Origin of the sequence: Micromonospora sp. NBRC 110037 (genome assembly GCF_001652995.1) — a bacterium.
Taxonomy (GTDB): Bacteria; Actinomycetota; Actinomycetes; order Mycobacteriales; family Micromonosporaceae; genus Micromonospora; species Micromonospora chalcea.
On the sequence record NZ_BBVA01000005.1, the window covers coordinates 12279 to 34466 of the forward strand.

22 protein-coding genes and 1 pseudogene are annotated in these 22188 nt (G+C 68.7%); 11 read left to right on the forward strand and 12 right to left on the reverse strand.

What is annotated here, in order from left to right:
* Positions 1 to 253 precede the first annotated feature (253 nt).
* The 4 genes from A4R25_RS16375 to A4R25_RS16390 form a co-directional block, all read right to left on the reverse strand.
* Positions 254 to 1024, reverse strand: coding sequence for a hypothetical protein (locus A4R25_RS16375; protein ID WP_064447276.1), 771 nt, complete (start codon positions 1022 to 1024; stop codon positions 254 to 256).
* A complete protein-coding gene (locus A4R25_RS16380; RefSeq protein WP_064447277.1) occupies positions 1021 to 2040 on the reverse strand; it encodes a cytochrome d ubiquinol oxidase subunit II in 1020 nt (339 codons plus the stop codon). The genes A4R25_RS16375 and A4R25_RS16380 overlap by 4 nt, the downstream gene beginning before the upstream one ends.
* Positions 2037 to 3407 (reverse strand): cytochrome ubiquinol oxidase subunit I, encoded by a 1371-nt coding sequence (locus tag A4R25_RS16385; RefSeq protein ID WP_157539090.1) that lies wholly within the window; start codon positions 3405 to 3407, stop codon positions 2037 to 2039. The genes A4R25_RS16380 and A4R25_RS16385 overlap by 4 nt, the downstream gene beginning before the upstream one ends.
* 93 nt (positions 3408 to 3500) lie before the next feature.
* Positions 3501 to 4511 carry a mechanosensitive ion channel family protein gene (locus A4R25_RS16390; RefSeq protein WP_043325454.1) on the reverse strand — a complete coding sequence of 337 codons (1011 nt, stop codon included), beginning with the start codon at positions 4509 to 4511 and terminating at the stop codon, positions 3501 to 3503.
* A gap of 206 nt (positions 4512 to 4717) precedes the next feature.
* Between A4R25_RS16390 and A4R25_RS16395 the strand changes: the two genes are divergently transcribed.
* Positions 4718 to 5020, forward strand: a complete 303-nt coding sequence (locus A4R25_RS16395; RefSeq protein ID WP_082931039.1) for a nucleotidyltransferase family protein — start codon at positions 4718 to 4720, stop codon at positions 5018 to 5020.
* Positions 5021 to 5145: 125 nt separating this feature from the next.
* Here A4R25_RS16395 and A4R25_RS30680 read toward each other — a convergent pair.
* Positions 5146 to 5415 (reverse strand): annotated as a pseudogene (locus tag A4R25_RS30680) (transposase family protein); the annotation flags it as partial.
* Between the two features lie 368 nt (positions 5416 to 5783).
* On the opposite strand from A4R25_RS30680, the gene A4R25_RS16405 reads away from it, so the two are divergent.
* Positions 5784 to 7070 carry an FAD-binding oxidoreductase gene (locus tag A4R25_RS16405; RefSeq protein ID WP_036311788.1) on the forward strand — a complete coding sequence of 429 codons (1287 nt, stop codon included), beginning with the start codon at positions 5784 to 5786 and terminating at the stop codon, positions 7068 to 7070.
* 494 nt (positions 7071 to 7564) lie between these two features.
* Entirely contained in the window at positions 7565 to 7735 is a 171-nt protein-coding gene (locus A4R25_RS31830; RefSeq protein WP_223201180.1) for a TraR/DksA C4-type zinc finger protein, read from the forward strand.
* 73 nt (positions 7736 to 7808) lie between these two features.
* Here A4R25_RS31830 and A4R25_RS16410 read toward each other — a convergent pair whose 3' ends face one another.
* The 3 genes from A4R25_RS16410 to A4R25_RS16420 form a co-directional block, all read right to left on the reverse strand.
* Entirely contained in the window at positions 7809 to 8075 is a 267-nt protein-coding gene (locus A4R25_RS16410; protein WP_030274987.1) for a hypothetical protein, read from the reverse strand.
* 69 nt (positions 8076 to 8144) lie between these two features.
* Complete coding sequence (locus A4R25_RS16415) at positions 8145 to 8897, reverse strand: rod shape-determining protein (protein ID WP_148062122.1); 753 nt, start codon at positions 8895 to 8897, stop codon at positions 8145 to 8147.
* A 166-nt stretch (positions 8898 to 9063) separates the two neighbouring features.
* Positions 9064 to 9270: a hypothetical protein gene (locus tag A4R25_RS16420; protein ID WP_223201179.1), complete on the reverse strand. Its 207-nt coding sequence runs from the start codon at positions 9268 to 9270 to the stop codon at positions 9064 to 9066.
* Between the two features lie 209 nt (positions 9271 to 9479).
* Here A4R25_RS16420 and A4R25_RS16425 point away from each other — a divergent pair, with 209 nt between their 5' ends.
* Together A4R25_RS16425 and A4R25_RS31150 are read left to right on the forward strand one after the other, a co-directional pair.
* A complete protein-coding gene (locus tag A4R25_RS16425) occupies positions 9480 to 9791 on the forward strand; it encodes a hypothetical protein (protein ID WP_051611147.1) in 312 nt (103 codons plus the stop codon).
* A gap of 23 nt (positions 9792 to 9814) precedes the next feature.
* The gene (locus A4R25_RS31150; RefSeq protein ID WP_157539094.1) at positions 9815 to 9988 is read left to right on the forward strand and encodes a hypothetical protein; all 174 of its coding nucleotides are present in this window, start codon (positions 9815 to 9817) and stop codon (positions 9986 to 9988) included.
* Between the two features lie 176 nt (positions 9989 to 10164).
* On the opposite strand, the gene A4R25_RS16430 is transcribed toward A4R25_RS31150, so the two are convergent.
* Positions 10165 to 10842: a response regulator gene (locus A4R25_RS16430; RefSeq protein WP_231915571.1), complete on the reverse strand. Its 678-nt coding sequence runs from the start codon at positions 10840 to 10842 to the stop codon at positions 10165 to 10167.
* A gap of 5 nt (positions 10843 to 10847) precedes the next feature.
* Positions 10848 to 12350 carry an ATP-binding protein gene (locus A4R25_RS16435; protein WP_231915572.1) on the reverse strand — a complete coding sequence of 501 codons (1503 nt, stop codon included), beginning with the start codon at positions 12348 to 12350 and terminating at the stop codon, positions 10848 to 10850.
* Between the two features lie 281 nt (positions 12351 to 12631).
* Between A4R25_RS16435 and A4R25_RS16440 the strand changes: the two genes are divergently transcribed.
* The 5 genes from A4R25_RS16440 (at position 12632) to A4R25_RS16460 (ending at position 17425) form a co-directional block, all read left to right on the forward strand.
* Positions 12632 to 13639 (forward strand): tripartite tricarboxylate transporter substrate binding protein, encoded by a 1008-nt coding sequence (locus A4R25_RS16440; RefSeq protein WP_064447281.1) that lies wholly within the window; start codon positions 12632 to 12634, stop codon positions 13637 to 13639.
* Between the two features lie 56 nt (positions 13640 to 13695).
* Positions 13696 to 14265: a tripartite tricarboxylate transporter TctB family protein gene (locus tag A4R25_RS16445; RefSeq protein ID WP_231915547.1), complete on the forward strand. Its 570-nt coding sequence runs from the start codon at positions 13696 to 13698 to the stop codon at positions 14263 to 14265.
* Complete coding sequence (locus tag A4R25_RS16450) at positions 14266 to 15768, forward strand: tripartite tricarboxylate transporter permease (RefSeq protein WP_064447283.1); 1503 nt, start codon at positions 14266 to 14268, stop codon at positions 15766 to 15768. It abuts the gene before it with no gap.
* Positions 15765 to 16217, forward strand: a complete 453-nt coding sequence (locus tag A4R25_RS16455) for a universal stress protein (protein ID WP_043325436.1) — start codon at positions 15765 to 15767, stop codon at positions 16215 to 16217. The genes A4R25_RS16450 and A4R25_RS16455 overlap by 4 nt, the downstream gene beginning before the upstream one ends.
* Before the next feature lie 164 nt (positions 16218 to 16381).
* Positions 16382 to 17425 (forward strand): LysR family transcriptional regulator, encoded by a 1044-nt coding sequence (locus tag A4R25_RS16460; RefSeq protein ID WP_043325435.1) that lies wholly within the window; start codon positions 16382 to 16384, stop codon positions 17423 to 17425.
* On the opposite strand, the gene A4R25_RS16465 is transcribed toward A4R25_RS16460, so the two are convergent.
* Entirely contained in the window at positions 17397 to 18425 is a 1029-nt protein-coding gene (locus A4R25_RS16465; RefSeq protein WP_223201178.1) for an acetamidase/formamidase family protein, read from the reverse strand. The genes A4R25_RS16460 and A4R25_RS16465 overlap by 29 nt on opposite strands.
* 101 nt (positions 18426 to 18526) lie before the next feature.
* A complete protein-coding gene (locus A4R25_RS16470; protein WP_051611145.1) occupies positions 18527 to 19264 on the reverse strand; it encodes a response regulator transcription factor in 738 nt (245 codons plus the stop codon).
* 275 nt (positions 19265 to 19539) lie between these two features.
* Here A4R25_RS16470 and A4R25_RS16475 point away from each other — a divergent pair, with 275 nt between their 5' ends.
* A complete protein-coding gene (locus A4R25_RS16475; RefSeq protein WP_064447284.1) occupies positions 19540 to 22119 on the forward strand; it encodes a collagenase in 2580 nt (859 codons plus the stop codon).
* Positions 22120 to 22188: the final 69 nt, after the last annotated feature.

Below are 22188 nucleotides of genomic sequence, written 5' to 3' on the forward strand. Positions count from 1 at the left end.
TGCTGGGAGGGCTTGACGACGACGCCGGCGCAGGCCGGTCAGCCTGCGGGACAACCGCCCGGCCAACCCCTGTGCCTGAAGGACGTCGCCATCGGCCCCCAATGCGTAGAAGGCGCTGCGCCGCACGGGCGGCATCCGCTGCACCCCACTGAACGACGGCACCGTGAGCGCCGGAACGGTCGACGTGACGGTCAGTCGCTGACAACCGGCCGCCATCACCGGCTGGCCGTCTGGAGGCGGCCGGTGATCGTCCTCAGGCAGCGCCGACGTCGGTGGTGAAGGTCGCGAAGGCGAGCAGGGCGGAGTAGGCGGCCAGGCCGATGGTGAACCAGGTGAAGCTGGAGTGCCTTTCGGGGGCCAGTTCGTCGACGAAAATGTTGAGCAGGATCCCGCCACCCAGGAAGGCGGTGAGCACGTTCATCAGCACGCCGGTGGGCTGGACGGCGACCGCGGTCACCCAGCCGCCGGCGGCGCCGGCGACCAGGACGAGGCGCCACCCGGTGGTGAGGCTGACCGGGAAGTGCTCGGCCAGGACGCCGTCGGTGGCCAGCACGTGCAGCCCCATGGCGACGGCGAACAGCACCGCCGGCCCGAGCCCCGCGTCCAGCTTAGTCGCCAGGGTGTACGTGATCAGGCCGCTGTACAGGGCGAAGAAGCCGAGCTGGCACCCGAAGACCAGCCGGGTGGGCTCTTGCCGGCGCTGCTGCGAGCGGTGGGTGACACGTTCCAGGGCGTAGAACGTGAAGAAGCCGACCAGCGCGACGAGGAACAGCACGAATCCGCGGGCCGGGGTGGGCCTGATCTCCTCCTTCAGGACGTGGGCCACCGCCTGGTTGCCCTCCGCGAGGCGCGGCAGCAGGTAGAGGAACACGTACGCGGCGGCGATGCCGCCACCGAGGGACGTCGCCGCGTGGGTGGGCGCCGGCAGTCTCCGGCGGATGGCCGGCGCGAGAAGGTGCAGGGCTCCCAGCGCCACCGCCGCCGCCAGCGCCGCCCACAGGCTGCCCGCCCGGGTGAGCGTCACCGGGGCGGTGGGTTGCCGGCGGCCGGCTTGGAGCCCTGGAAGATGTCGAACAGCCAGAGCAGGGAGGGCGCCAGCAGCAGCGCTCCGACCGCGAGGACGGCGAGCACCGTGGCGAGCACGGTGGGATCACCGGCCGCCTCGGTGACGGTCAGGTCGGGCGGCAGCAGGTCTGGGTACTGGGCGGCGCCCCAGGCCCAGAGGACGGCCGCGACCGCGAGGGCCGCGGTCACCCGCACCGCCCGGTAGCGGCCGGTGGCGATCAGCACCAGCGACCCGAGCCCCGCGGCGAACGAGAGCAGCACCAGGGCGAGCGCCCGGCCCCGAAGATCGGCGAAAAGGTCCGGCGCGTCGGCGGCGACGACGGCCAGCCCGGCCGCCGCGCCGACGCCCACCACTATGCCGGTGACCAGGGCGCGGCGGCGGAACTGGGCCACCAGGTCGGCGGCACCGGCGCGGCGCGCGTCGTGGATGAGGTAGACCGCGGCGAGGTACGCGCACACGCCGATCGCGAGCAGTCCCCCGTAGATGGAGGTGGGATTGAGCCAGCTGCGCCAGATGTCACCCTCGGCGATGCCGGGCGGGACGCGACCGGAGGCGACTGCGCCGACGATCGAGCCGAGGAAGAAAGGGGTGGCCACCGAGGAGAGCGCGAAGGTGGCGCCGTAGAGGCGTTGCTCGGTGAGGGTGTGACTGGCCTTGCGGAAGGCGAAGGCCGCGCCACGACCGATGATGCCCAGCGCGGCCAGGGTCAGCGGGATGTAAAGGGTGGAGGCGAACGCGGCGAACGCGGGCGGAAAGGTGGTCCAGAACAGGGTGATCACCAGGATCAGCCAGACGTGGTTGGCCTCCCACACCGGGCCGATCGAGTGCGCGATCAGTTCCCGGCGGGCTGCGCCGCGGCGCGCCCCGCCGGCGAGGAGGTCCCAGATCCCGGCGCCGAAGTCCGCGCCGGCGAGCAGGGTGTAGAGCGTCAGACCGGCCAGCAGCACCCCGAGCAGGACGTCGACGACGGTCATCGGCCGCTGTCCACCGGTTCGGGTACGCCCTCCTGCGGAGCGACCGGCTCGTCGCGGTGGCAGGCCATCCGCCACAGAACCGCGACGGTGGCGACGGTGAGCACCGCGTAGACGGCGGCGACCAGGGCCAGGCCGGTGGCCAGGCCCGGCGCCGGATTTACCGCCTCGGCGGTGCGCAGCACGCCGTACACGATCCAGGGCTGCCGCCCGACCTCGGTGATGACCCAGCCGGCCTCGACCGCGACGGCGGCGGCGACCCCGGACAGGGCGGCGGCCCGCAGGAACCACGGCGAGCGCGGCGGACCCCGACGCCGCCACCACGCAAGCGCCCACCAGGCGGAAAGCGCTACCAGCCCGAAGCCGATGGCCACCATCAGCTGGAACGCCCACTTGACCACCGTCACCGGTGGCTCCTGATCGTCGGGCACCTGGTCCAGGCCCATGACCACGGCGTCCGGATCCCACCTGGCCAGCAGCGACAGGGCGTTGGGCACCTCGACTGCGTACCGCAGTTCCCCGTCGACGTAGACGCCGCCGAGCGAGAGCGGCGCGCCGGCCTCGGTGCGGGCCAGCCCCTCCATCGCGGCGAGCTTGGTGGGCTGGTACTCCGCGACGAAGTGCGCCGCCCAGTCGCCGACCACGACCTGCACCGGGGAGAGCACCGCAGCGACGGTGAACGGGATGGCGAAGCCGAGCCGGTGGTAGCGGTCCCGGCGGCCGCGCAGCAGGGCCACCGCGTAGACGCTGGCGATGCCGAAGCCGGTCACCATGAACGCTGCGACGATCATGTGCAGGGTCTGCGGCGGCGTCGCCGGGTTGAACATCGCCTGCCACGGCCTGACGTCGGTGACCTCGCCGGAGACCAGGTCGAAGCCGCGGGGCTGGTTCATCCAGGCGTTTGCCGACACCACGAAGAACGCGGACGCCACGCCCGCGACACAGACCGGCAGTCCGGAGAGCAGGTGCACCCGGGGTAGCACCCGGTCCCAGGCGTACAGGTAGATCCCGACGAAGATGGCCTCGACGAAGAACGCGATGCCCTCCATCGCGAACGGCAGGCCGATCACGTCGCCGAAGCGGCCCATCAGGCCGGGCCAGAGCAGCCCCATCTCGAACGACAGGATGGTCCCCGACACCGCGCCGACCGCGAACAGCACGCCCATCGCCTTGGCCCAGCGGTGCGCCAGCCGGGTGAAGGTCGGGTCCCCGGTGCGCAGACCGCGCCACTCGGCGAAGACGGTGACCGCCGGCATGCCGACGCCGAACGAGGCGATCACGATGTGCCAGCCCAGGGACAGGGCCATCTGCACCCGCGCCGCCATGAGGTCTCCCGGGGCGGCGTCCTGGGCGAGCAGGTCAACCAGCATCGGGTTCCCCACCTTCGTTGCGTGTCAGCCCTATGGTGGTTTAACGGCCCGGCTGCTGGTCGGCAACGCGAATGCCGCATCCCGGGCGCGGAATCAGGGCTTGTACTCGCTGCGGGTGCGGGGCAGCCACTGCGGGTGCTTCTCCCGCAGGTAGCGAACCATCGCCTCGCGCAGGTCGCAGCGGAGGTCCCAGGCGCTCGGCCCGTCGGCGGCGGACGCCTGGATCTGGATGACGACGGTCTGCGGGTTGGCATCGACCATCTGAAGCACCCACTGATGCCGGTCCCACAGCGGCGACGCCTCGATCAGGCGCTGCGCCTCGACGCGCAGGTCGTCCAGGTTGGCGGTGTGGTCGACGTGGATCTGGACCTTGCCGACCACCCGGGTCTCGTGTCGCGTCCAGTTCTGGAACGGGCGCTCGGTGAAGTAGGTCGTGGGCAGGATGAGCCGGCGGTCGTCCCAGAGCCGGATCACCACGTTAGTCAGTTTCACCTCCTCGACGCGACCCCACTCGCCGTCGATGACGAGCACGTCACCGATGTAGAGGCCGTCCGCGAAGGCGACCTGGATGCCGGCGAAGGCATTGCCCAGCGCGGTCCGGGCGGACAGGCCGATCACGGCGCCGATCACACCGGCCGAGGTGAGCACCGAGATGCCGAACAGGCGTATCGGCTCGAAGGTGGTCATGATCAGACCGATCGCGACGATCGTGACCGCCGTCGAGGTCAACCGTCGCACCGGCCGGATCTGGGTGCGGGTGCGGCGGATCCGACGGCCGGCCATCACCCCGGCCGGCAGCCGGCTGAACGCCACGAACTCGGCGACGTGCAGCGCCCTGACCACCAGCAAGGCGACGCTGCCGATCAGCAGCAACAGGATGGCGTGCCGGCCCTCGCGCAGCCACCGGCCCGGCCCTCCCGGCAGCGCGGCGTAGAGGCCAGCGAGTAGCAGAACGGCGGTCGTCGGGCGGCGGCAGGCCTGGCGCAGCGGCGCCAGCAGCCATTTGTAGCGACCATGGGCGATCCGGTTGACGAGTACGCCGCTGAGCACGTCCACCAGCACGGCCGCCGCCACCGCGGCCAGCATGATCACCGCTCGGCCCATCAGCTGCCGTTCACCGCGATACCGATGGTCATTACTTCCGCTCCCGTCCGGGTCGTCCCCACGGCAGCGTGTCACGAGACGGCCGATCGCCGGGCGTACATCGCGACCGGCCGAAGTCCCCCGGCGGCCGCGGCACGCGGCGCCGCCGCCCGGGGCTCGGGTGGCGAGGAGGTCGCCCGTGATCATCCGCGCTAGCCGAATCCGCCGTGGGAGGCAAAAACCAGGCCGCGGTGCACACCTGGTACCCGGCCAAGTTCGGCGGAGGTCCGGTGGCGCCGTTGCGGACCGTCGCCGATGCCATTGCCACCTGGCCCGAGTACGCCACCGCCGTGGCCGTACGCCTCGACGCGCATGACCAGATCACGGTATGCGCGCCCCACGGCCCCGACGATCTGCTCGATGGGGTGTGGCGGCGCAACCCGGCCAGGGCCAGCGCGGAGATCTCCCGGCGGCGACTCGCCCGCCACCGCCCCACCGAACGCTGGCCTGGTGTCCGCGTCGTGATGTGACCCGGCGCTCGAAGCCCGCTGCCCGAGTCGACCTGCTAATCGCAGGGTGCCCCGTTGCGACATGTGAGTGCGTCTAAGGATGTCTCGTAACTCGGTGATGGCGTTGCCGCGCAACGGTTCCTGGATCAGCCGGCCAGGATGGTGTTGTGGAGGTGGGCGATGCCGGATGCGGTGTCGGCCAATGTGTGGGCGGCGCGGCGGTAGTCGCGCAGGATCTTGAAGCATTTCATGCGGGCCAGGGCGTGTTCGACCTGCGCTCGGACCGAGCGATCCTGCTTGTTCAGGTCCGCCTTCCACTCGGGCAGATCACTGCCGTCAGCGGGCTTGCGGTACGGGATGATTACCTCAGGATTGCCGCGCTAGGCGCCGTCTGCCATGACCGGTCGGCCGGCCAGCTTTTAGAACTCCTAACCCCGATGATTCGCCGGTGACGGCCGCTTGTTCGACCAGGCCCGCAGCTATCGACCAATGTTGATGGAGTGCGTGGTCTGGGCGGGGGCGGCGGCGAGGTGCGTCTGTGGCAGCACCACGACGTGCTGACCTGCCAGGTCAGCGACAACGGGCCCGGGCTGGGCGAGATTGCCGTCGCGCTGCCGTCGCCTGTTGGTTTCCGAGCGTCGGCAAGGTGTGACGCATCAGCTGACCGGCCACAGCCCTGGCCCGGTATGCGGTGACCAGGCGATCATGGCCGGAAAGCAGGCCCGGATGGCGCGCCCAGCTACCCAACGGCTGTCGAGACGGCACAGCGCAGCAGAGGAGTGGTATGTCTGACGAGCTCGGCGTGACAGGCACTCCCGCGTTCGTGCGCGGCTCACCGTGTGACGTCGCGGTGATCGGAGCGGGCATGGTCGGCTTGTCCACGGCCTGGTTCCTGCAGGAAGCCGGCGCACGGGTGACGGTCTACGAGCGTCATCACGCTGGCGCCGGCTCGTCGTGGGGCAACGCCGGCTGGCTGACCCCGGGGCTGACCGCCCCACTGCCGGAACCTGCGGTGCTGCGTTACGGTCTACGCGCGGTGCTCAGCGCCCGATCCCCGGTGTACCTGCCGCTGCGGGCCGACCGTGACCTGTGGCGTTTCCTGCTGTCGTTCGTGTTCTACAGCACCGCCCGGCGGTGGCGACGGGGCATGGCCGCCTACGTCCCCCTCAACGAGCGCTGCCTGGATGCCTTCGATGCCCTCGCGGCCGGCGGTGTGAGCGCCGTGACGACGCCGGCGGAACCCTTCCTGGCCTGCTTCGCCCGCGAGCGTGACAGCCGTGGGCTGCTGGACGAGCTGGAACAGATGGGCGACGCCGGTCAGGACGTCACCTTCCGCCCGGTGACCGGACAGGTGGTCCGATCGATGGAGCCCGTTCTGAGCGACCGGGTCGGTGCCGCCGTCCAGATTTTCGGGCAGCGGTACCTGAACCCTTCCGAGTTCATCCCGTCGCTGGCGGATGCGGTCCGGGCCCGCGGCGGCCGCATCCTCGACAACAGCGAGGTGACCGGTCTGCAGCCGGCAACCACGGACGTCCGCGTCACCGGCCCATTCGGGCAGCAGCGCCGCCATGACGCTGTGGTCATCGCCACCGGAGCGGCCTTCGGTGAGCTGGCGGCACGCTTCGGCGTACGTCGCCCGGTGCAGGCCGGGCGCGGCTACAGCTTCAGCGTGCCTGTCGAACGGATGCCCGCCGGCCCGCTGTACTTCCCGGCGCAGCGGGTCGCCTGTACTCCGTTGGGCAGCCGCTTGCGGGTAGCCGGGATGATGGAGTTCCGCCGGCCCGCCGACGAGTTGGACCCGCGACGCATCACCGCCGTCGTCGACGCGGTGCGGCCGTTGCTCAACGGGGTGAACCTTGATGACCGTCGCGACGAGTGGGTCGGTTCCCGGCCGTGCACTCCTGACGGCCTGCCGTTGATCGGCGCGACCGCCGCGCCGCGGGTGTTCGTCGCCGGTGGCCATGGCATGTGGGGCATCGTCCTGGGGCCGATCACCGGACAGTTGGTGGCCCAAGCGGTGCTCAAGGGTGAGGTGCCCGCGGAGCTGGCGCCGTTCGACCCGCTGCGCTAGCGGGTGCGTCAGCGCTGCCGAAGCCCCTGCCGAACGTCCGGAACGATCAATTCAAGGTGGTCCGATGCTGGTGGCGAGCTCTCGCTCGCACACCGTCACTGCGTTGGCGGCGTTCAAAGCTGTCCATCTCACGGCCCCGCGGCCGATCGCCGCAGTTTCCGACGGTTGCTCCTCGAGCAGGACGGCGACTGGGCAACGCAGCCCGCAGCCGTCGGGTCGAGACCCACGGCGAGCGAGGTAGTTCACGACACCCACCGATCGCCAGGGCGAAGCCGTTCGAGCTTCCGCCCTCTTGCTTCCCGAAGCACTTTCGGCCTCCCGACCAAAAAGCGGTACATGAGCGTCGACATCGAAGTATCCGATCAGGGCTGGCTCGCCGGCCTCCGTGCGTCGCTGAGCGAGGACTTCGCCGCCCAGACGACCGGCTCAAGGAACTGACGGAGATCTCGGCCGACACCGGCGACCCCGGCGAAGCACACAACCGGGCGGCACTGGTGACGGCCACCCGGCACAACCTCGAACAGGTCACCGGTGCGCTGCGACGCATCGCCGAGGGCAGCTACGGCCGCTGCGAAAAATGCGGCGGCCTCATCCCCGCCGAACGGCTCGAAGTGCTACCGCATACCCGGTTCTGCGTCCCCTTCCAGCAGAAACACAAGGGCTGACGGAATGCCGCGGCAGCGGCCGCGCCGGCCTCGTCGCCGGCGCGGCCGCTGATCATGGCAGCACTCAGCCCCGTCACCCGGCAGCCGGATGGCGGGGCTGCCGAGTGGTTGTGACATCCACGTCGATGACGTCCAGGATGCCCAGCAGTCCCGCCAACGCGATCGCCTCGCTACGCGAGAGGGTCAGGCTGCAGGTGGCATCGGGATCGTCGCTGACGCCGTGGATCAGCTCGCGTCGACCGCCGGCGTAGTGGGTGACAACGCCGACCCGATGACCGGTGACGGTGGTGAATGCGTGGCACTCTCCGATGCCCGGCAGCGGTGTGAATTCGACGTCCATGACAAACTCCGGAAGAAGACGACCGCAACCGCGGCCGGGAAGTGGATACGGATGCGGGACCGGCCCACGTCAGCTCGTGAGTAGCCGGCGCAGGCCGGTGAGCGTGGCCAGCGGCGGTTCGGCGGGCATCGTGATGGAGCGGCCGGTCAGCGCGGCCAACCTCGCGGCGGCTCCGGCGGCGGTCGCACCACCACCGGTGAGCAGCAGCCGCCGCTGACCACCCCGCGGACGGTCGAGACGGCGCACACAGTCGGCGATCGCCGGGATCCGGTCGACGGATCCGGCGTCATCGACACGCTCCGCCGCGACGATGCTGCGGTCACAGATGCGTGCCACTTCGGTACGTCCGGATCCGATGTCCACCACGACCACGTCACCGCCCGGGTCAGGACGGCAGGCCAGAGCAGCCGCGAGTGGCTCCTCCACTGCATTGACCCGTCCACCGACGGCACGGCGGACCGCGGCGACAAGCACGTTGCGCTGGCGCAGGGTCGCGGTCGCCGGCACACCGACCAGTACGGGATAGGCGGTGTCGGAAGGTAGGCGGAGATCGGCGGTCAGCAACCGGAGCAGGTGCACGCAGGCGAAGAAGTCGCGCACCACGCCGTTGCGCACCGGCCACGTGGCGGTCACACCGCGGGTCTGAGCGGTCAGCGCGGCTCGTCCGGCCACGTGCCGGTCGGTGCTGGGGCGGCAGAGCACCGTCGGTTCAGTGATCACCGTTCCAGCCTGCGGCGTCCACAGCCGGACGGTGGACGTTCCGAGGTCAAGGGCAAGGCACGACTGTACGCCCGGACGAGCGTAGGCGCCGGCGGTCAGCATGTCGTCCACCCGGGTACGTCGGGGACCAGGTGTCGAGGGCTAACGAAGGGAAGCGACGTCGCCGGCAGGTCAATGGGCATGCAGAAGCGAAAGTCATGAATGAAGGGTGGCATGGTGCTCCCAGCCAAGGGGCAGCGTCGTGTCCGACGCCGCGCAACGGGCGGCTTCAGGCGGTGAGCGTCCACGTCGGCGGGGCCCGGTCCGCCGACCACGCCGGTACACAGCCCGGGACCGCACAGCGGGTCAGCCGGAAGACGATGCACAACCCGATGTCCCGGGCGGTGGACACGACCAACACCAGCACAGCCCAGACGAGCAACGTCGGCACCGCAACTCGCCGGCCGACGCCCCCGAAGCCGCGCCCGTCATCCATGTCGGCCACCATAGCCGTCCAGAACAGGAAGGGCCACGACAGCACTCAAGCGGTCGACCGAGGTCTCGGTCATCCGGCCCGCACCGCAGCCAGTGACCGCGGGCCGGTTGCCGGGCATCGGCAACGAGCGCGACGAAGTTGCGCCGGATCCGACCGCTTTCACTGAGCTGTTCAGCGGCGACGACGGGATTCGGTAAACGCTTGTATCAATGGAAGTGATCGGTGTAACCGTGCCCGCGAACGTCCTCTCGTCCGACCAGCGCGCTGCCGGTATGTGTCGCTCTGCCCCGCAGACCGCGGTCGCGATTGGCCTCGGCAGCAGCTCGATCGGCGTCTGGGCGGCGCACCGCGGCACCATCAGCGCGCCGTGCGGGGACGCGTCTACCTCCGCCGGTTCTCTGATCCGGCGCGGCTGTATCGTCGACGCCGACGGCTGCGTGATCCTGCTGTCCCACTTGATCCGCCTTTTCAGCGAACCGGTGCCTCCGGCGGTGTCGTCGCGGCCTGCCGCCCGGTCCTAGCCGGCGAACACGACCAGACCGTGATGCGCCGCGTCGTCGAGACGGTCCTCGCACCCTCCCGCCTGGTGTTCATCGACACCGTGCGCGCCGCCGCGATCGGCTCGGGAGCAGCCGGCAGCCTGCTGGTCACCGACGTCGGAGCCCAGCTGACCGAGGTCGCCCTGCTGCACCACAGGCGGGTCGCAGCACGGCCGTGATCTCCGGAACCGACCCCCCGGCGGCGAAGCACGCCAACCGCCTGCCGCCGTACCGCCTCACACTCGCCCACCGCGCGGACAACCCACCTCATCGAAATGCCCCATCACCCGGGCCTGGGGTGATTAACGGTGACGACCACGCTGACAGGCCGAGTTGCAATGAACGAGTTGACCTTTCAAGATCCAGAACGGACCGTCCAGCGGTAACGGCGTTCCGGCCGTCCGGTGTTTCCGTACCTGAGTGTTACTGCGGCCCGGCCGACTACGGCGAAGTGTTCGAGGTAACGGCGGGCACTGACTCGGGAGATGCCGATCTGATGCGCACACTCGGCGGCGGAGAGGGTTCCCGCTTGCTTCCGGAGGATCTCCTCCACCAGTCCGGCAGTCTCTGGGCTGAGGCCGCGGGGGAGAGCGGACGAGCCGGTGATCGGGCTGCTCGACGTGAGCGCCCGGTCGATATCCCCCTGGTCGCAGACCATGCTCTTCGAGAGAGTGCTGCGCCGCGCGGCATACTGCTCGAGCCTGCCCCGCAGTTCCTCGAAGCTGAATGGTTTGAGAAGGTAGTTGACTGCGCCGTACCGCACCGCCCGGCGTACATTGTCGCTCTCCCGGGCAGCGCTGATAACGAGGACATCGCAGTCATGCCCGGCGGTGTGCAGCCTGGCGACCACGTCGAGGCCGAACATGTCCGGAAGGTACAAGTCGAGCAGCACCAGGTCTGGGCGCAACTGCTCCACCGCGGCGATCGCCTGTTCACCGGTGCTCGCGGTCGCCACGACCCGGAAACCTTCGAGACGTTCGACGAAACCGCGATGGATCCGGGCCACCATGAAGTCGTCGTCAACGATCAGCACGTCGATCAAGGCCCTGCCTCCAGCGGAGCTACCGACATTCGCGCGGTGAACATCGCGCCCTCATCGGTGTTCGTCACTGCGACCTCTCCGCCGCGACGATGACAGACCATGCGGGTGAGCGCGAGGCCGATACCCCGTTCACCGCCCTCTGCCGCTTTCGTCGTGAAACCGTGGGCGAACACTTCCTGCGCCAGTCGGGGAGCGATCCCCGGCCCCGAGTCACGGACGACGATTTCGATCGATGCGGAATCCTGACGCAACTCGACTTCCACCCACTGGTTCCCGGCGGCCGGCCTGCTGTTGATGTCCGGGCCGGCGCCGGAATCCGCGGGGGAGACATTCCGGCCTCCTGCGACGGCTTCGACGGCGTTGTCCACGAGGTTGCCCAACACCGTACCCACATCGGCCGATACCGCCATGTCCAGCCGGCCCAACCTGGTCCGCTCAGAGATCCGTAGTTCCACGCGGCGCTCGGCGGCGACCGCCGATTTGGCCGTGAGCAGAGCTGCCACCGCAGTGTCGTGGATCCGGCTCGTCACCGCGAGGTCCAGGGAGGCGCGATGCCGGCTGAGCGCCTCGACATACCGGACCACCTCCTCGTGCTCACCGATCTGGATCAGCCCGGAGATGGTGTGCAGCTGATTCGCGAACTCGTGTGTCTGTGCGCGCAGCGACTCGGTGGTACTGCGAAAGGAACCGATTTCCTGCTCCAGGCGGGCCAGCTCGGTCCGGTCCCGCAGTGTGGTGACCGAGCCGAGCCGCCGGCCGTCCTTGTTCACCGTCATCCGGCTCATCACGAGCACCCGGCCGCCCCGCACCACGACCTGGTCCCGCGTCTCCCGCGCGCTGCCCGCCCCCGCGAGTACGTCGCGTAACCGGCCCTCAATCCGTAGCTCCGACAGGCTGCGGCCGAGGCAATGTTCGGGCAGGTCGAGCAATCGGCGGCCGACAGAGTTGACCAGCGTGACCCGGTGTTGCGGATCGAGTGCGATGACCCCTTCGGCTATGCCGTGCAGCAGCGCTTCCCGGTGCTCTGCCAGACCGGCGATCTCCCGCGGTTCGAGGCCGAGGGTCTGCCGCTTGATGCGCCGGGCCAGCAGCCATGATCCGAGCACTCCGAGGGCGCTGGCTATGCCGAGGTAGGTGAAGAGGTAGGACGAAGCGCCGATCAGTCGCTGCCACCAGGACGGAAGTGCCTCGCCGACCATCACCACGCCCAGATGCCGTCCGAGGTTCTCCTTCTTGCGGTCGCCCAGGACCGGCACCTGTGCCACCAGCTCGCGTGTTCCGCCCACCGGCAGCTCGCCGAACCAGCTTCGACCGCCGGCGACCCTCGGATCACCGAGCACCATGAGGCTGCCGACAAGCGTCGGGTTGGTGGAGGTGACTATCCGTCCGCTGTCATCGGCGACGCTGACGGTGGTCACGTTTGCCTGAACCGGCAGGTTCTGCACCAGGGACGCGATCGTCTCCCCGGGCGCCGGCTGGTCGAGGCGGTCCCGTAGCAGCGGGTTCCCGGCGAGTTGTTCGCCGAGGGCAGCAACACGGCGGCCTTCGACCGGTTGAAGGTGGCCGCCGACTGCGCCAGCGACACGGCCGCCACCGCTGCGAGCACCACGACGATGATCGCGAGTTGGAGAGCGAGCAACTGCCCGGCGAGCGTACGACGCCGAGGCGTGACCGCGACCACAAAGACCTCAACTTCCGCTGGTGACACAAGGCAGACGGGGAGCCGGCGTCGGGGTCATCATCTTGCCGCCGGTCTGAATCGAAACGGAAGGGAAACCTGATGGCAACCAGAAGAAAAGCGCTACTCGTGGGCGTCTCCGTAACCATGGCGCTTGCCCTGGTGGGCTGCGGCGCCACGGCAGAAGAGGGCGAGGCGGGCGCCGGCGGCGACGGCAAGCCGATCACCGGTCTACGCATCATGGTGCCGAACAGCCCCGGTGGTGGATACGACACCACGGCCCGCACGGCGGCGAAGGTGATGGAGGATGCCAAGATCGCCGCTGGCGTGCAGGTGTTCAACCTGCCCGGAGCGGGCGGCACGGTCGGACTGCAGCGCATCGTGAACGAGAAGGGCAACGGCAAGCTCGCGATGCAGTTGGGGCTGGGGGTGGTCGGCGCCTCGTACACCTCGAAGTCGTCGGCCACTCTGACCGATACCACCCCGCTGGCCAAAATGATCGAGGAAGCAGGCGCGGTCGTCGTGCCGAAGGACTCGCCGTACCGGACGATCAACGACTTGGTCACGGCCTGGAAGGCCAACCCGAAGGGCCTCGCTGTCGGCGGCGGCTCGTCCCTCGGAGGCCCCGACCACCTGCTGCCGATGCAATTGGCCAAGACCATCGGCATCGACCCGCGACAGGTCAACTACATCTCGTACGACGGCGGAGGCGAGCTACTGCCAGCCCTGCTCGGAGGCAAGGTGGCCTTCGGCGCAAGTGGGTTCGGGGAGTTCCTCGATCAGGTCGAGGCCGGGCAGCTCCGGGTTCTCGCGGTGACCAGCGAAGCGCCTGTCGACGCGCTACGGGACGTACCGACGCTGAAGTCCGCAGGTATCGACCTCGTCTTCACCAACTGGCGGGGCATCGTCGCACCGCCCGGCATCAGCGACGCTGACAAAAAGCTGTGGATCGATGCGTTGACCAGGATGCACGACTCCGCCGAGTGGAAGACCGAGCTCACCAAGCGGGGCTGGACCGACGCGTTCGTCACAGGCGATCAGTTCGCCGCCTTCCTCACCCAGCAGGACAAGTCGGTGGCTGACCTGCTCAAGCAGCTCGGCCTGGCATGACCGGCCGGCCGAGCCGATCGGATCGGGACGGCGGTTCGCCGTCCCGGTTCCCGGCGTTGTTTGACATCCCGATCCAGCGCGCCCCCGAGCCGTCGGACGCGGCACGAGCGGACGACGCTCCGGGTTCCGCAGCGGATGCGTCGAAGCCGGACCGCGCACAGTACGTCGTCTGCGTCTTCCTGGCGCTGGTCGGGGTCGTGGTCGTCGTCGACGCGACCCAGATCGGTCAGGCGGTGAGCAGCACCGACCCGCTCGGCCCACGGCCGGTGCCGATCCTGCTCGGAACGCTGCTCATGGCCGTCGCGGTGGTCTACGCCGTTGATGTGGCTCGTGGCGGCGTCGGCGAGCCGGAGGCCGGCGAGGACGTCGACCTGGCCACTCCTGTCGACTGGCGCACCGTCCTGCTTCTCGTCGCGGCGTTCCTGACCAACGCAGTGTTGATCGAGCCGCTCGGCTGGGTGATCAGTGGCACGTTGCTCTTCTGGGGCACGGCGTTCGCGCTCGGCAGCCGCGACCACGTCCGGAACCTGCTGATCGCCGTGGGGCTCTCGCTCATCACGTTCTACACATTCGCCATCGGGCTCTGCATCAACCTGCCCGCCGGCGTGCTGCGAGGAGTCCTGTAGATGCAGAACCTCCATTCGCTTCTCGACGGGTTCGCCCACGTGGCGACGCCGATGAACCTGCTCATCGCGCTTCTCGGTGTCACCATCGGCACCGCGGTCGGTGTACTACCGGGCATCGGCCCCGCGATGACAGTGGCGCTGCTGCTGCCTGTGACGTACGGCATGGAGCCCACCCAGGCCTTCATCATGTTCGCCGGCATCTTCTACGGCGGAATGTACGGCGGATCGACGACGTCGATCCTGCTCAACACTCCCGGTGAGTCCTCGTCGGTGGTGACCGCGATCGAGGGCAACAAGATGGCCAAGGCCGGCCGGGCGGCGCAGGCGCTGGCCACCGCCGCGATCGGGTCGTTCGTCGCCGGAACCATCGCCACCCTGCTGCTGGTGGTCATCACCCCGCCGGTGGTCCGGTTCGCGGTCAGCCTCGGCGCGCCGGACTACTTCGCCCTGATGCTGCTGTCGTTCGTCGCCGTCACCTCGGTGCTGGGCGCCTCCCGGGTACGCGGTTTCGCCTCGTTGCTGATCGGCCTGGTCATCGGAGTGGTGGGGATCGACAGGGTGACCGGTCAACAACGGCTCACCTTCGGCGTGCCGCAGCTCGCAGACGGCATCGACGTGGTTGTGGTGGCTGTCGGGATCTTCGCCGTGGGCGAAGCGCTCTGGATCGCCGCGCACCTCCGACGCCGTCCGGCCGAGGTGATCCCGGTCGGCCGGCCGTGGATGGGCCGCGACGACTGGCGCCGGTCCTGGAAGCCCTGGCTGCGCGGCACCGCTTACGGATTCCCGTTCGGGGCGCTACCCGCGGGCGGCGCTGAGATACCCACGTTCCTGTCGTATGCCACCGAGAAGAAGTTGTCCAAGCACCGGGACGAGTTCGGCCGGGGAGCGATCGAAGGCGTCGCCGGCCCCGAGGCGGCCAACAACGCGTCCGCCGCCGGCACGCTGGTACCGATGCTCGCCATCGGCCTGCCCACCAACGCCACCGCCGCGGTGATGCTGGCCGCCTTCGAGCAGTACGGCATCCAACCCGGCCCGCTGCTCTTCGAGCGGGAGTCGGGTCTGGTCTGGACGCTCATCGCCAGCCTCTTCGTCGGGAACCTGCTGTTGCTGGTGCTGAATTTCCCGCTCGCGCCCGCCTGGGCGCGGCTGCTTCGGATTCCTCGACCGTATCTCTACGCCGGCATCCTCTTCTTCGCGTCTATGGGCGCGTACGCCGTCAACGCACAGCCGTTCGACCTGTTCCTGCTGCTCGTACTCGGCCTGCTCGGCTTCGGCCTGCGCCGGTTCGGGCTGCCGATCCTGCCGCTGATAGTCGGGGTGATCCTGGCTCCGCGCGCCGAACTGCAGGGCCGCCGGGCGTTGCAGCTGTCCGGTGGAGAGTGGCACGGGCTGCTGGGCGGCTGGGTGTCGGGTCTGATCTACACCACCGTACTGGTGGTGCTCTTCTGGCCGTTGGTCCGGCGGTTCGTCCTCCGCCGGCGTGCAAGGATGGTGACAGGGTGACCGTTCTGGTGGGATACGTTCCATCCCCGATGGGAATGGCAGCCCTGCAGGCCGCGATCGGACAAGCGCGATTCCGCGACGAGCCGGTGCTCGTGGTGAACACCTCGCGGGGAGATGCCTACGTCGATCCCTGCTTCGCCCAGCAGCCCGACCTGGACGCGGTGACCCGCGAGCTGACCGCGTCCGGGGTACCGTTCGCGATCAGGCAGCTCATGCAGGGTCGGGACGCCGCCGAGGAGATAGCCGACCTCGCCGAGGCGCAGGACGTGTCGTTGGTAGTCATCGGAATCCGGCATCGAAGCCCGATCGGCAAGCTGATCCTGGGCTCGACCGCACAGGAGATCCTGCTCCGGGTCTCCTGCCCGGTCCTCGCGGTGAAGGCCGCGACACCACGACGGATATCTCGGGCAGCGGGGCCGTCCCGCTGGCCTCTCCCCAGTGAGCCGTAGCCGCCGGGTCACCACCCCGAGCCCAATGACGGTTCATGAATGCGCGCGAAGCTTCCGCCCGCCATTGCCACCGAGACTGCGACGCTTTCTTGACGACATGCCCTCGCTCGAGGACGGGGGAGTAGCGCCTACCCGGCCTGAACCCGGATGGATAGGGTGCACGCATGGATCTGGAAATCCGGCATCTGAGAGTCGTTTGCGCGATCGCCGATACCGGAAGCATCTCGAAAGCAGCATCCAGACTGGGGATCTCGCAGCCCTCCGTCACGACCCTGCTTCAGCGTGTCGAACGGATGGTCGGTCATCAGATATTCCAGCGCGGGCGCGGTTGCGCTCGATCCACCACCTTCGGAGAGCAGTTCCTCCAACGAGCCCGCCTATTGGTCGCCGAAATGGACGCGTTGAGGGGAAATATCGCCGGCCCGGCGGGCACGATCCGATTTGGATCGGTGCACATGGAGTGCGTCTCGTCTCTGTTCCAGCGTCTGGAGACGAGCTTCCCGGATATCTCCTTCTCCATGTGCGTCGAGCCGTCCAGCCTGAGGCTCGCCCAGCGACTGGTGCACGGCGACCTCGATGTGGCAGTGCTGGCGATTGCGGAGTCCCATCAGATTCCACTCCCGCAGGAACTAGGTGAGAGGGTGCTCGCGTCGGCAATCCCGGTGTACGTCGCTGTCTCCAGCGCCCACCGGGCGGCGGGTCTTCGGGAGATCCCCCTGGAAGGGCTCAAAGAAGAGGCATGGATCAGGCCGCCCGGCGGAGAGGACGGTTCCCTGTCCGCCTTCTGGCAGGCGGCCCGCAAGGCAGGCTTCACCCCGCGAATCCAGTTCGACGTGCCCAGCGGCGGCGGGCGGCAGCTCGTCGGCTCCGGACGCGCCGTTCAGCTGGTGGAGCCGACCTCCCATGGCGGTCCGGGAGTCGCAGTCGTTCCCCTCGCCGGGGAACCGCTGCGCATGCACCTCACGCTCTGGTGGCATCGCCGTCGCATGAGTGCCGAACAGGCCGACCGCCTCTTCGAGGTTATCCTCGGCACCTACTCGACGTTCGCGATGGAGAGCCCCGTTTTCCAGCCGCGCTGGTCGAGGCACCCATCAGCTTGTCTGACGGCGCCTCGCGACGACGAACAGCACTCTCATCGACCAGCAAGCACGTCCCGGTGCGTGGAGGGATCGACGACCGCTATCCCGCCGAGGCGGCGGTCCGCTTGAGCCGATCGTGTGCGTCGTCGTACGCGGCAGCAGGATGGGGGACCAGCCGTCTCCCGATCGCGGCGAGAAGCGTGTAGTTCGCGTCGCGCACGTTGCCGAGGGCCGACCGCCCTGCCTGCGAGACGAGCTGATGAGCGTCCAGCATCTCCAGCCCCGCCAAGGATCCGACCCAGCTCACCAGATCCTGGTGAGCTATTCGATAGGCGTCATCGAGAGGACGGGCGCAGCCGATCGACATGAGATCGAGGTCGGTCTCCAACCGTGGCCAACTGGTTTGCCATCCCTTGATCACCTCAATGGCGACAGTGGTGACGGTAGCGATCGCCACACCGGCCGGACAGGCCTGGCCGTGCCCCTGGCGAGCGTAGCCGTCACCGAGCGCAAGCATCGCCCCGTGAACGTTGACACCCAGGTACAGGGTCGCGCCCGCACGCGCCTCGGGGATGTCGAGCTTCCCGCCGTAGAAGTCAGGCACCATGGTGGACCGAGCCTCGAGTCTCCCGGGAGACACGCCTATGGTGCCGATAGTCGGCTCCAGCGGCAGGTCCACCGCATGGTCCGTTCTCGTCGACTGGAACCGGACCGTTCCAGCCCGACGATCTATCTCGTAGAACCAGACCCGCGCCTCGACCGGTGCGCCAAGCGCGAGCGCTCGCACACCGGATCCGAGCGCGCCGATGTGTGGAGGCGTGGACGACACCCCCCAGTCTCGCGCGGGAACGATCGAGACGATGTGGATGGCGAGTGTGTCACCGGGCTCGGCCTCCTCGATCAGGAAGGGCCCGGAGACCGGATTCAGATGCGGCGTCTCCAACATCCAGGACGACAGGTCGGACACACTGCGAAGCCGGCCACCGAAGCAGTCCTCGGTGTACACCTCCAGCACGTCACCGGAGCGCAGATGCGCGACTGGTATCCGACCCCCGAACGTGTAGGCGAGTTGTCGCTCGGCGGGCCGATGACCGATCTTCCCCATGACATCACACTCGTCCCTCGTCATGCTGCTTCGTCTGGTAGCGGCCCGCCGGACCACGTCCCTTGCCGCAACGCATCGCGGTCCTCCATGAAGTGCGCCGCGGCGCGGCCCAGAACGATCGGCGATCAACGCGCCGCATCGCTCCCGGATGTCTGCGTGATCTGCTCCCGCGCCGGAACCGGTCGCAACGAGACTCCCCGCCCCCGAGCGGTGTGCAGGTATTTCGTGCCTGTCGAGCGCTCGCCCAGCTTGCGCCGCAGACGGGACAGCAGGACGTCGAGGGACGCCGCCGACGGCAGGCCCTCCGCGCGGATCCTCGTCCGGAGCTGCGACCGTGGCACCACCCGGCCGGGGTGCTCCGCAAGATAGGCGAGAAGCTCGAACTCGGTACGCGTCAGCGCCACGGGTCGTCCGTCCACTGAGACGCTGCGACCTGCCACATCGATGCGAAGAGCGCCGACCTCGGACGGCGCCGGAGGCGGTGCCGGCGGAACCCGGCGCAGCAGAGCGCGGACGGAGGCGTCAACCACCGCGGGTGGACACGGCTTCGGCAGGAATCCGTCTGCGCCGGCGCGCAGCATGCGGACGACGTCATCATCGATACTCCTGATGCTGTGTGCCAGAACCGGGCGGCGGGACGCGACACAAAGCAGGCGCATCAGCAGCAGCCCGTCCACCGCCGGCACGACCGGGTCCACGATCACGACATCCGGCCTCCGGTGGGTGTGGCAGGTCAGGTCGGACAACGTCCGCCCGCTCTCATGGAGGGCGATCTCGGTGACCAGATGACCGAAGCGCGTCAACTGATCGCCGAGTAGCCGCCGATAGCGATGGTCTTCGTCGATGAGCAAGATGGTCGCCATGGTTGCCGTCCGGTGTCTGAATCGTGAACACCTGGACGATCGCACGACCGGACCGCCCGCTTTCATGTCATCTGTCCATCACGTCGCCTGATCGATCCGACGACCCTCGACGCATCGCTCACAGGTTCCGGTAAGGCCCAGGCGGGCCACCCTGACCGCCCGCTGTGGACTCGTTGTGGCCGCCGGAGCCGCCTGGCTAGCGTCCACCCCCCAAGCATCCATCGAAGTGCGTCAGCGCCTTTGCTGGATCACACCCTCGCCCATGAGGAGAGAGCATGTCTGGACACCCATTGCGGCGAAGACTAGGTCAGCTGTTCGGCGCGCTCACCGCGCTGACGCTCGCCTGCGGCGTCATCGCGCCGCCGGCCGCCGCGAACTCGGCGCGGCCCGTGCCACCCGGGCAGCAGGCCAGGAAGGCCGATGCGGCACCGCCGGCAGCGGGCGATGCGACTGTTCGGGGCAAGGACCGGGTAGACCATGTGAGCGAGCAGGCGCTCCCCGTACACAAGCGCCCGCCGCAGCCGGCCGCGAAGGACGCCGCCCGTGTCGACTACGACCGCCCGGCAACCCCGAAGCGACGCGCTCGGCCGTCGGACGCCGGGTCTCGCGCCGCCGCTGCCGCCTGCAGCACCGCAGACTTCACCAGCCGAACGGGGTCGGCGCTGGTCAGCCAGATCAAGGGATCCACGGTCGACTGCATCAACAGCCTGTTCAGCCTCTCCGGCAGCGATGCCTACAACGCCTTCCGCGAGGCGCAGATGGCAAGCGTCGCGTACGCGGTGCGCGACGGCTCGCCCGGCTACCCGGGTAACCCCTCCACCGGCATGCCCCAGCTCGTTCTCTACCTGCGGGCCGGCTACTACGTGCAGTGGTACGACACGAGCGTCGGAACCTACGGGCCGGCACTGCAGACCGCGATCCGCTCAGCGCTCGACGCCTTCTTCGCGAACCCACGCGCCTGGGACGTGACCGACGCCAACGGTGAGACCCTGGCGGAGGCGGTGACGCTCATCGACAGCGCACAGGAGAACGCCCGATACCTGTTCGTGGTGAACCGGCTCCTGACCGGCTTCAACTCGTCGTACACCTCGTCCTGGTACATGCTCAACGCGGTCAACAACGTCTACACGGTGCTGTTCCGAGGCCACCAGGTGCCCGCGTTCGTCTCCGCCGTGCAGGCCGACCGCACCGTGCTCGACAACCTGTACAACTTCGCCAACACCCACGCCGGTCTCCTCGGCACCGACAACGGCTACCTCACGTCGAACGCGGGCCGGGAACTCGGACGATTCCTGCAGCACGCCCCGCTCAGTCCCATCGTGCGGCCGATGGCGTCGGCGCTTCTCTCGCGAAGCAACATGACCGGCCCGACGGCGCCGCTCTGGGTCGGCGTCGCAGAGATGACCCAGGCATACGACGTCGCCAACTGCTCCTACTACACCACCTGCAACCTCTCCGCCCAGCTGACCAGCTCTGTCCTGACGATCAACTACACGTGCAGTCCGTCGATCAAGATCGTCGCGCAGGACATGACCTCGGCTGAACTGAGCCAGTCCTGCACCAGCCTGAAAGGTCAGGACGCCTACTTCCACAGCCTGGTCGCAGACAGCGGGCCGGTGGCAGGCGATGTCAACACCGACATCGAGGTGGTCGTCTTCAACTCGAGCACCGACTACCAGACCTACGCGGGCGCCATCTACGGCATCGATACGAACAACGGTGGTATGTACCTGGAGGGCAACCCGTCAGACCCCAACAACCAGGCAAGGTTCATCGCCTACGAAGCCGAGTGGGTCCGGCCGGCCTTCCAGATCTGGAACCTCAACCACGAGTACACCCACTACCTCGATGGCCGGTTCAACATGTACGGCGACTTCAGCGCCAACATCACCACACCGACCATCTGGTGGATCGAAGGCTTCGCCGAGTACGTCTCCTATTCCTACCGGAACGTCACCTACACCAGCGCCCAGAACCAGGCGGGCAACCACACCTATGCGCTGCGTACGTTGTTCGACACCACCTACAACAACGACCAGACGCGCATCTACAACTGGGGCTACCTGGCCGTGCGGTACATGATGCAGTCCCATCGGCCGGACATGACGACAGTGCTCGGATACTACCGATCGGGGGCATTCAACGCCGCCCGCACGTACCTCACCAGCACCATTGGCTCGCGCTACGACGCGGACTTCGACGCCTGGCTGACGCGCTGCGCGGCAGGGGATTGCGGCGGGAGCACCACGCCGCCCCCGACCAACCAGCCCCCGTCCGCCTCGTTCACCGTGACGACCAGTGGGCTCACCGCCACCTTCACCGACCGGTCCACGGACGCCGACGGCAGCATCGCCTCCCGGCAGTGGGCCTTCGGGGACGGGAGCACCTCGTCGGCCGTCAACCCCAGCAAGACCTACGCTACGGCCGGCACCTACACCGTCTCACTGACGGTCACCGACAACCAGGGAGCGACCGCGAGATCGTCCCAGACGATCTCGGTCACGACGGGCGGCGGCACCACCGTGCCGGAATGCAGCGGCACCGACACGCGGACCCTCGACCGCAACTGCCAGCGCAGTGGACGCTCCGCGACCGCGGGCAACTACGACTACCTGTACATCTACCTGCCCGCCGGCGTCAGCACCCTGACCATTGCCGTAGCCGGCGGCACGGGCAACTGCGATCTCTACTACAGTCCGTCGAGCTGGGCCACCACCAGCAACGCCACCCGCTCCTCCGCCGGGGCCGGCAACACCGAGTCGTTGGCCGTCCCCAGCCCGGCCGCCGGGTACCACTACATCAGCCTCTACGGGAAGACCGCCTGCTCCGGCGCCACGGTGAGCACGCGCTACTGAACCACATGTGATGGGTATGAGCGCGCCGCCCGGCGAGAGTCGCCGGGCGGCGCGCCCGCCTGCCCTGTG

Coding starts and splice junctions, on each gene's coding strand:
- A4R25_RS31150 (WP_157539094.1), top strand. CDS start 9,815: ATGCGCCGCGTCGTCGAGACGGTCCTCGCACCCTCCCGCCTGGTGTTC.
- A4R25_RS16420 (WP_223201179.1), bottom strand. CDS start 9,270: ATGGATGACGGGCGCGGCTTCGGGGGCGTCGGCCGGCGAGTTGCGGTG.
- A4R25_RS16410 (WP_030274987.1), bottom strand. CDS start 8,075: ATGGACGTCGAATTCACACCGCTGCCGGGCATCGGAGAGTGCCACGCA.
- A4R25_RS16415 (WP_148062122.1), bottom strand. CDS start 8,897: ATGCTGACCGCCGGCGCCTACGCTCGTCCGGGCGTACAGTCGTGCCTT.
- A4R25_RS16385 (WP_157539090.1), bottom strand. CDS start 3,407: ATGCTGGTTGACCTGCTCGCCCAGGACGCCGCCCCGGGAGACCTCATG.
- A4R25_RS16425 (WP_051611147.1), top strand. CDS start 9,480: ATGGAAGTGATCGGTGTAACCGTGCCCGCGAACGTCCTCTCGTCCGAC.
- A4R25_RS16475 (WP_064447284.1), top strand. CDS start 19,540: ATGTCTGGACACCCATTGCGGCGAAGACTAGGTCAGCTGTTCGGCGCG.
- A4R25_RS16460 (WP_043325435.1), top strand. CDS start 16,382: ATGGATCTGGAAATCCGGCATCTGAGAGTCGTTTGCGCGATCGCCGAT.
- A4R25_RS16405 (WP_036311788.1), top strand. CDS start 5,784: ATGTCTGACGAGCTCGGCGTGACAGGCACTCCCGCGTTCGTGCGCGGC.
- A4R25_RS16440 (WP_064447281.1), top strand. CDS start 12,632: ATGGCAACCAGAAGAAAAGCGCTACTCGTGGGCGTCTCCGTAACCATG.
- A4R25_RS16450 (WP_064447283.1), top strand. CDS start 14,266: ATGCAGAACCTCCATTCGCTTCTCGACGGGTTCGCCCACGTGGCGACG.
- A4R25_RS16390 (WP_043325454.1), bottom strand. CDS start 4,511: ATGGGCCGAGCGGTGATCATGCTGGCCGCGGTGGCGGCGGCCGTGCTG.
- A4R25_RS16380 (WP_064447277.1), bottom strand. CDS start 2,040: ATGACCGTCGTCGACGTCCTGCTCGGGGTGCTGCTGGCCGGTCTGACG.
- A4R25_RS16470 (WP_051611145.1), bottom strand. CDS start 19,264: ATGGCGACCATCTTGCTCATCGACGAAGACCATCGCTATCGGCGGCTA.
- A4R25_RS16465 (WP_223201178.1), bottom strand. CDS start 18,425: ATGACGAGGGACGAGTGTGATGTCATGGGGAAGATCGGTCATCGGCCC.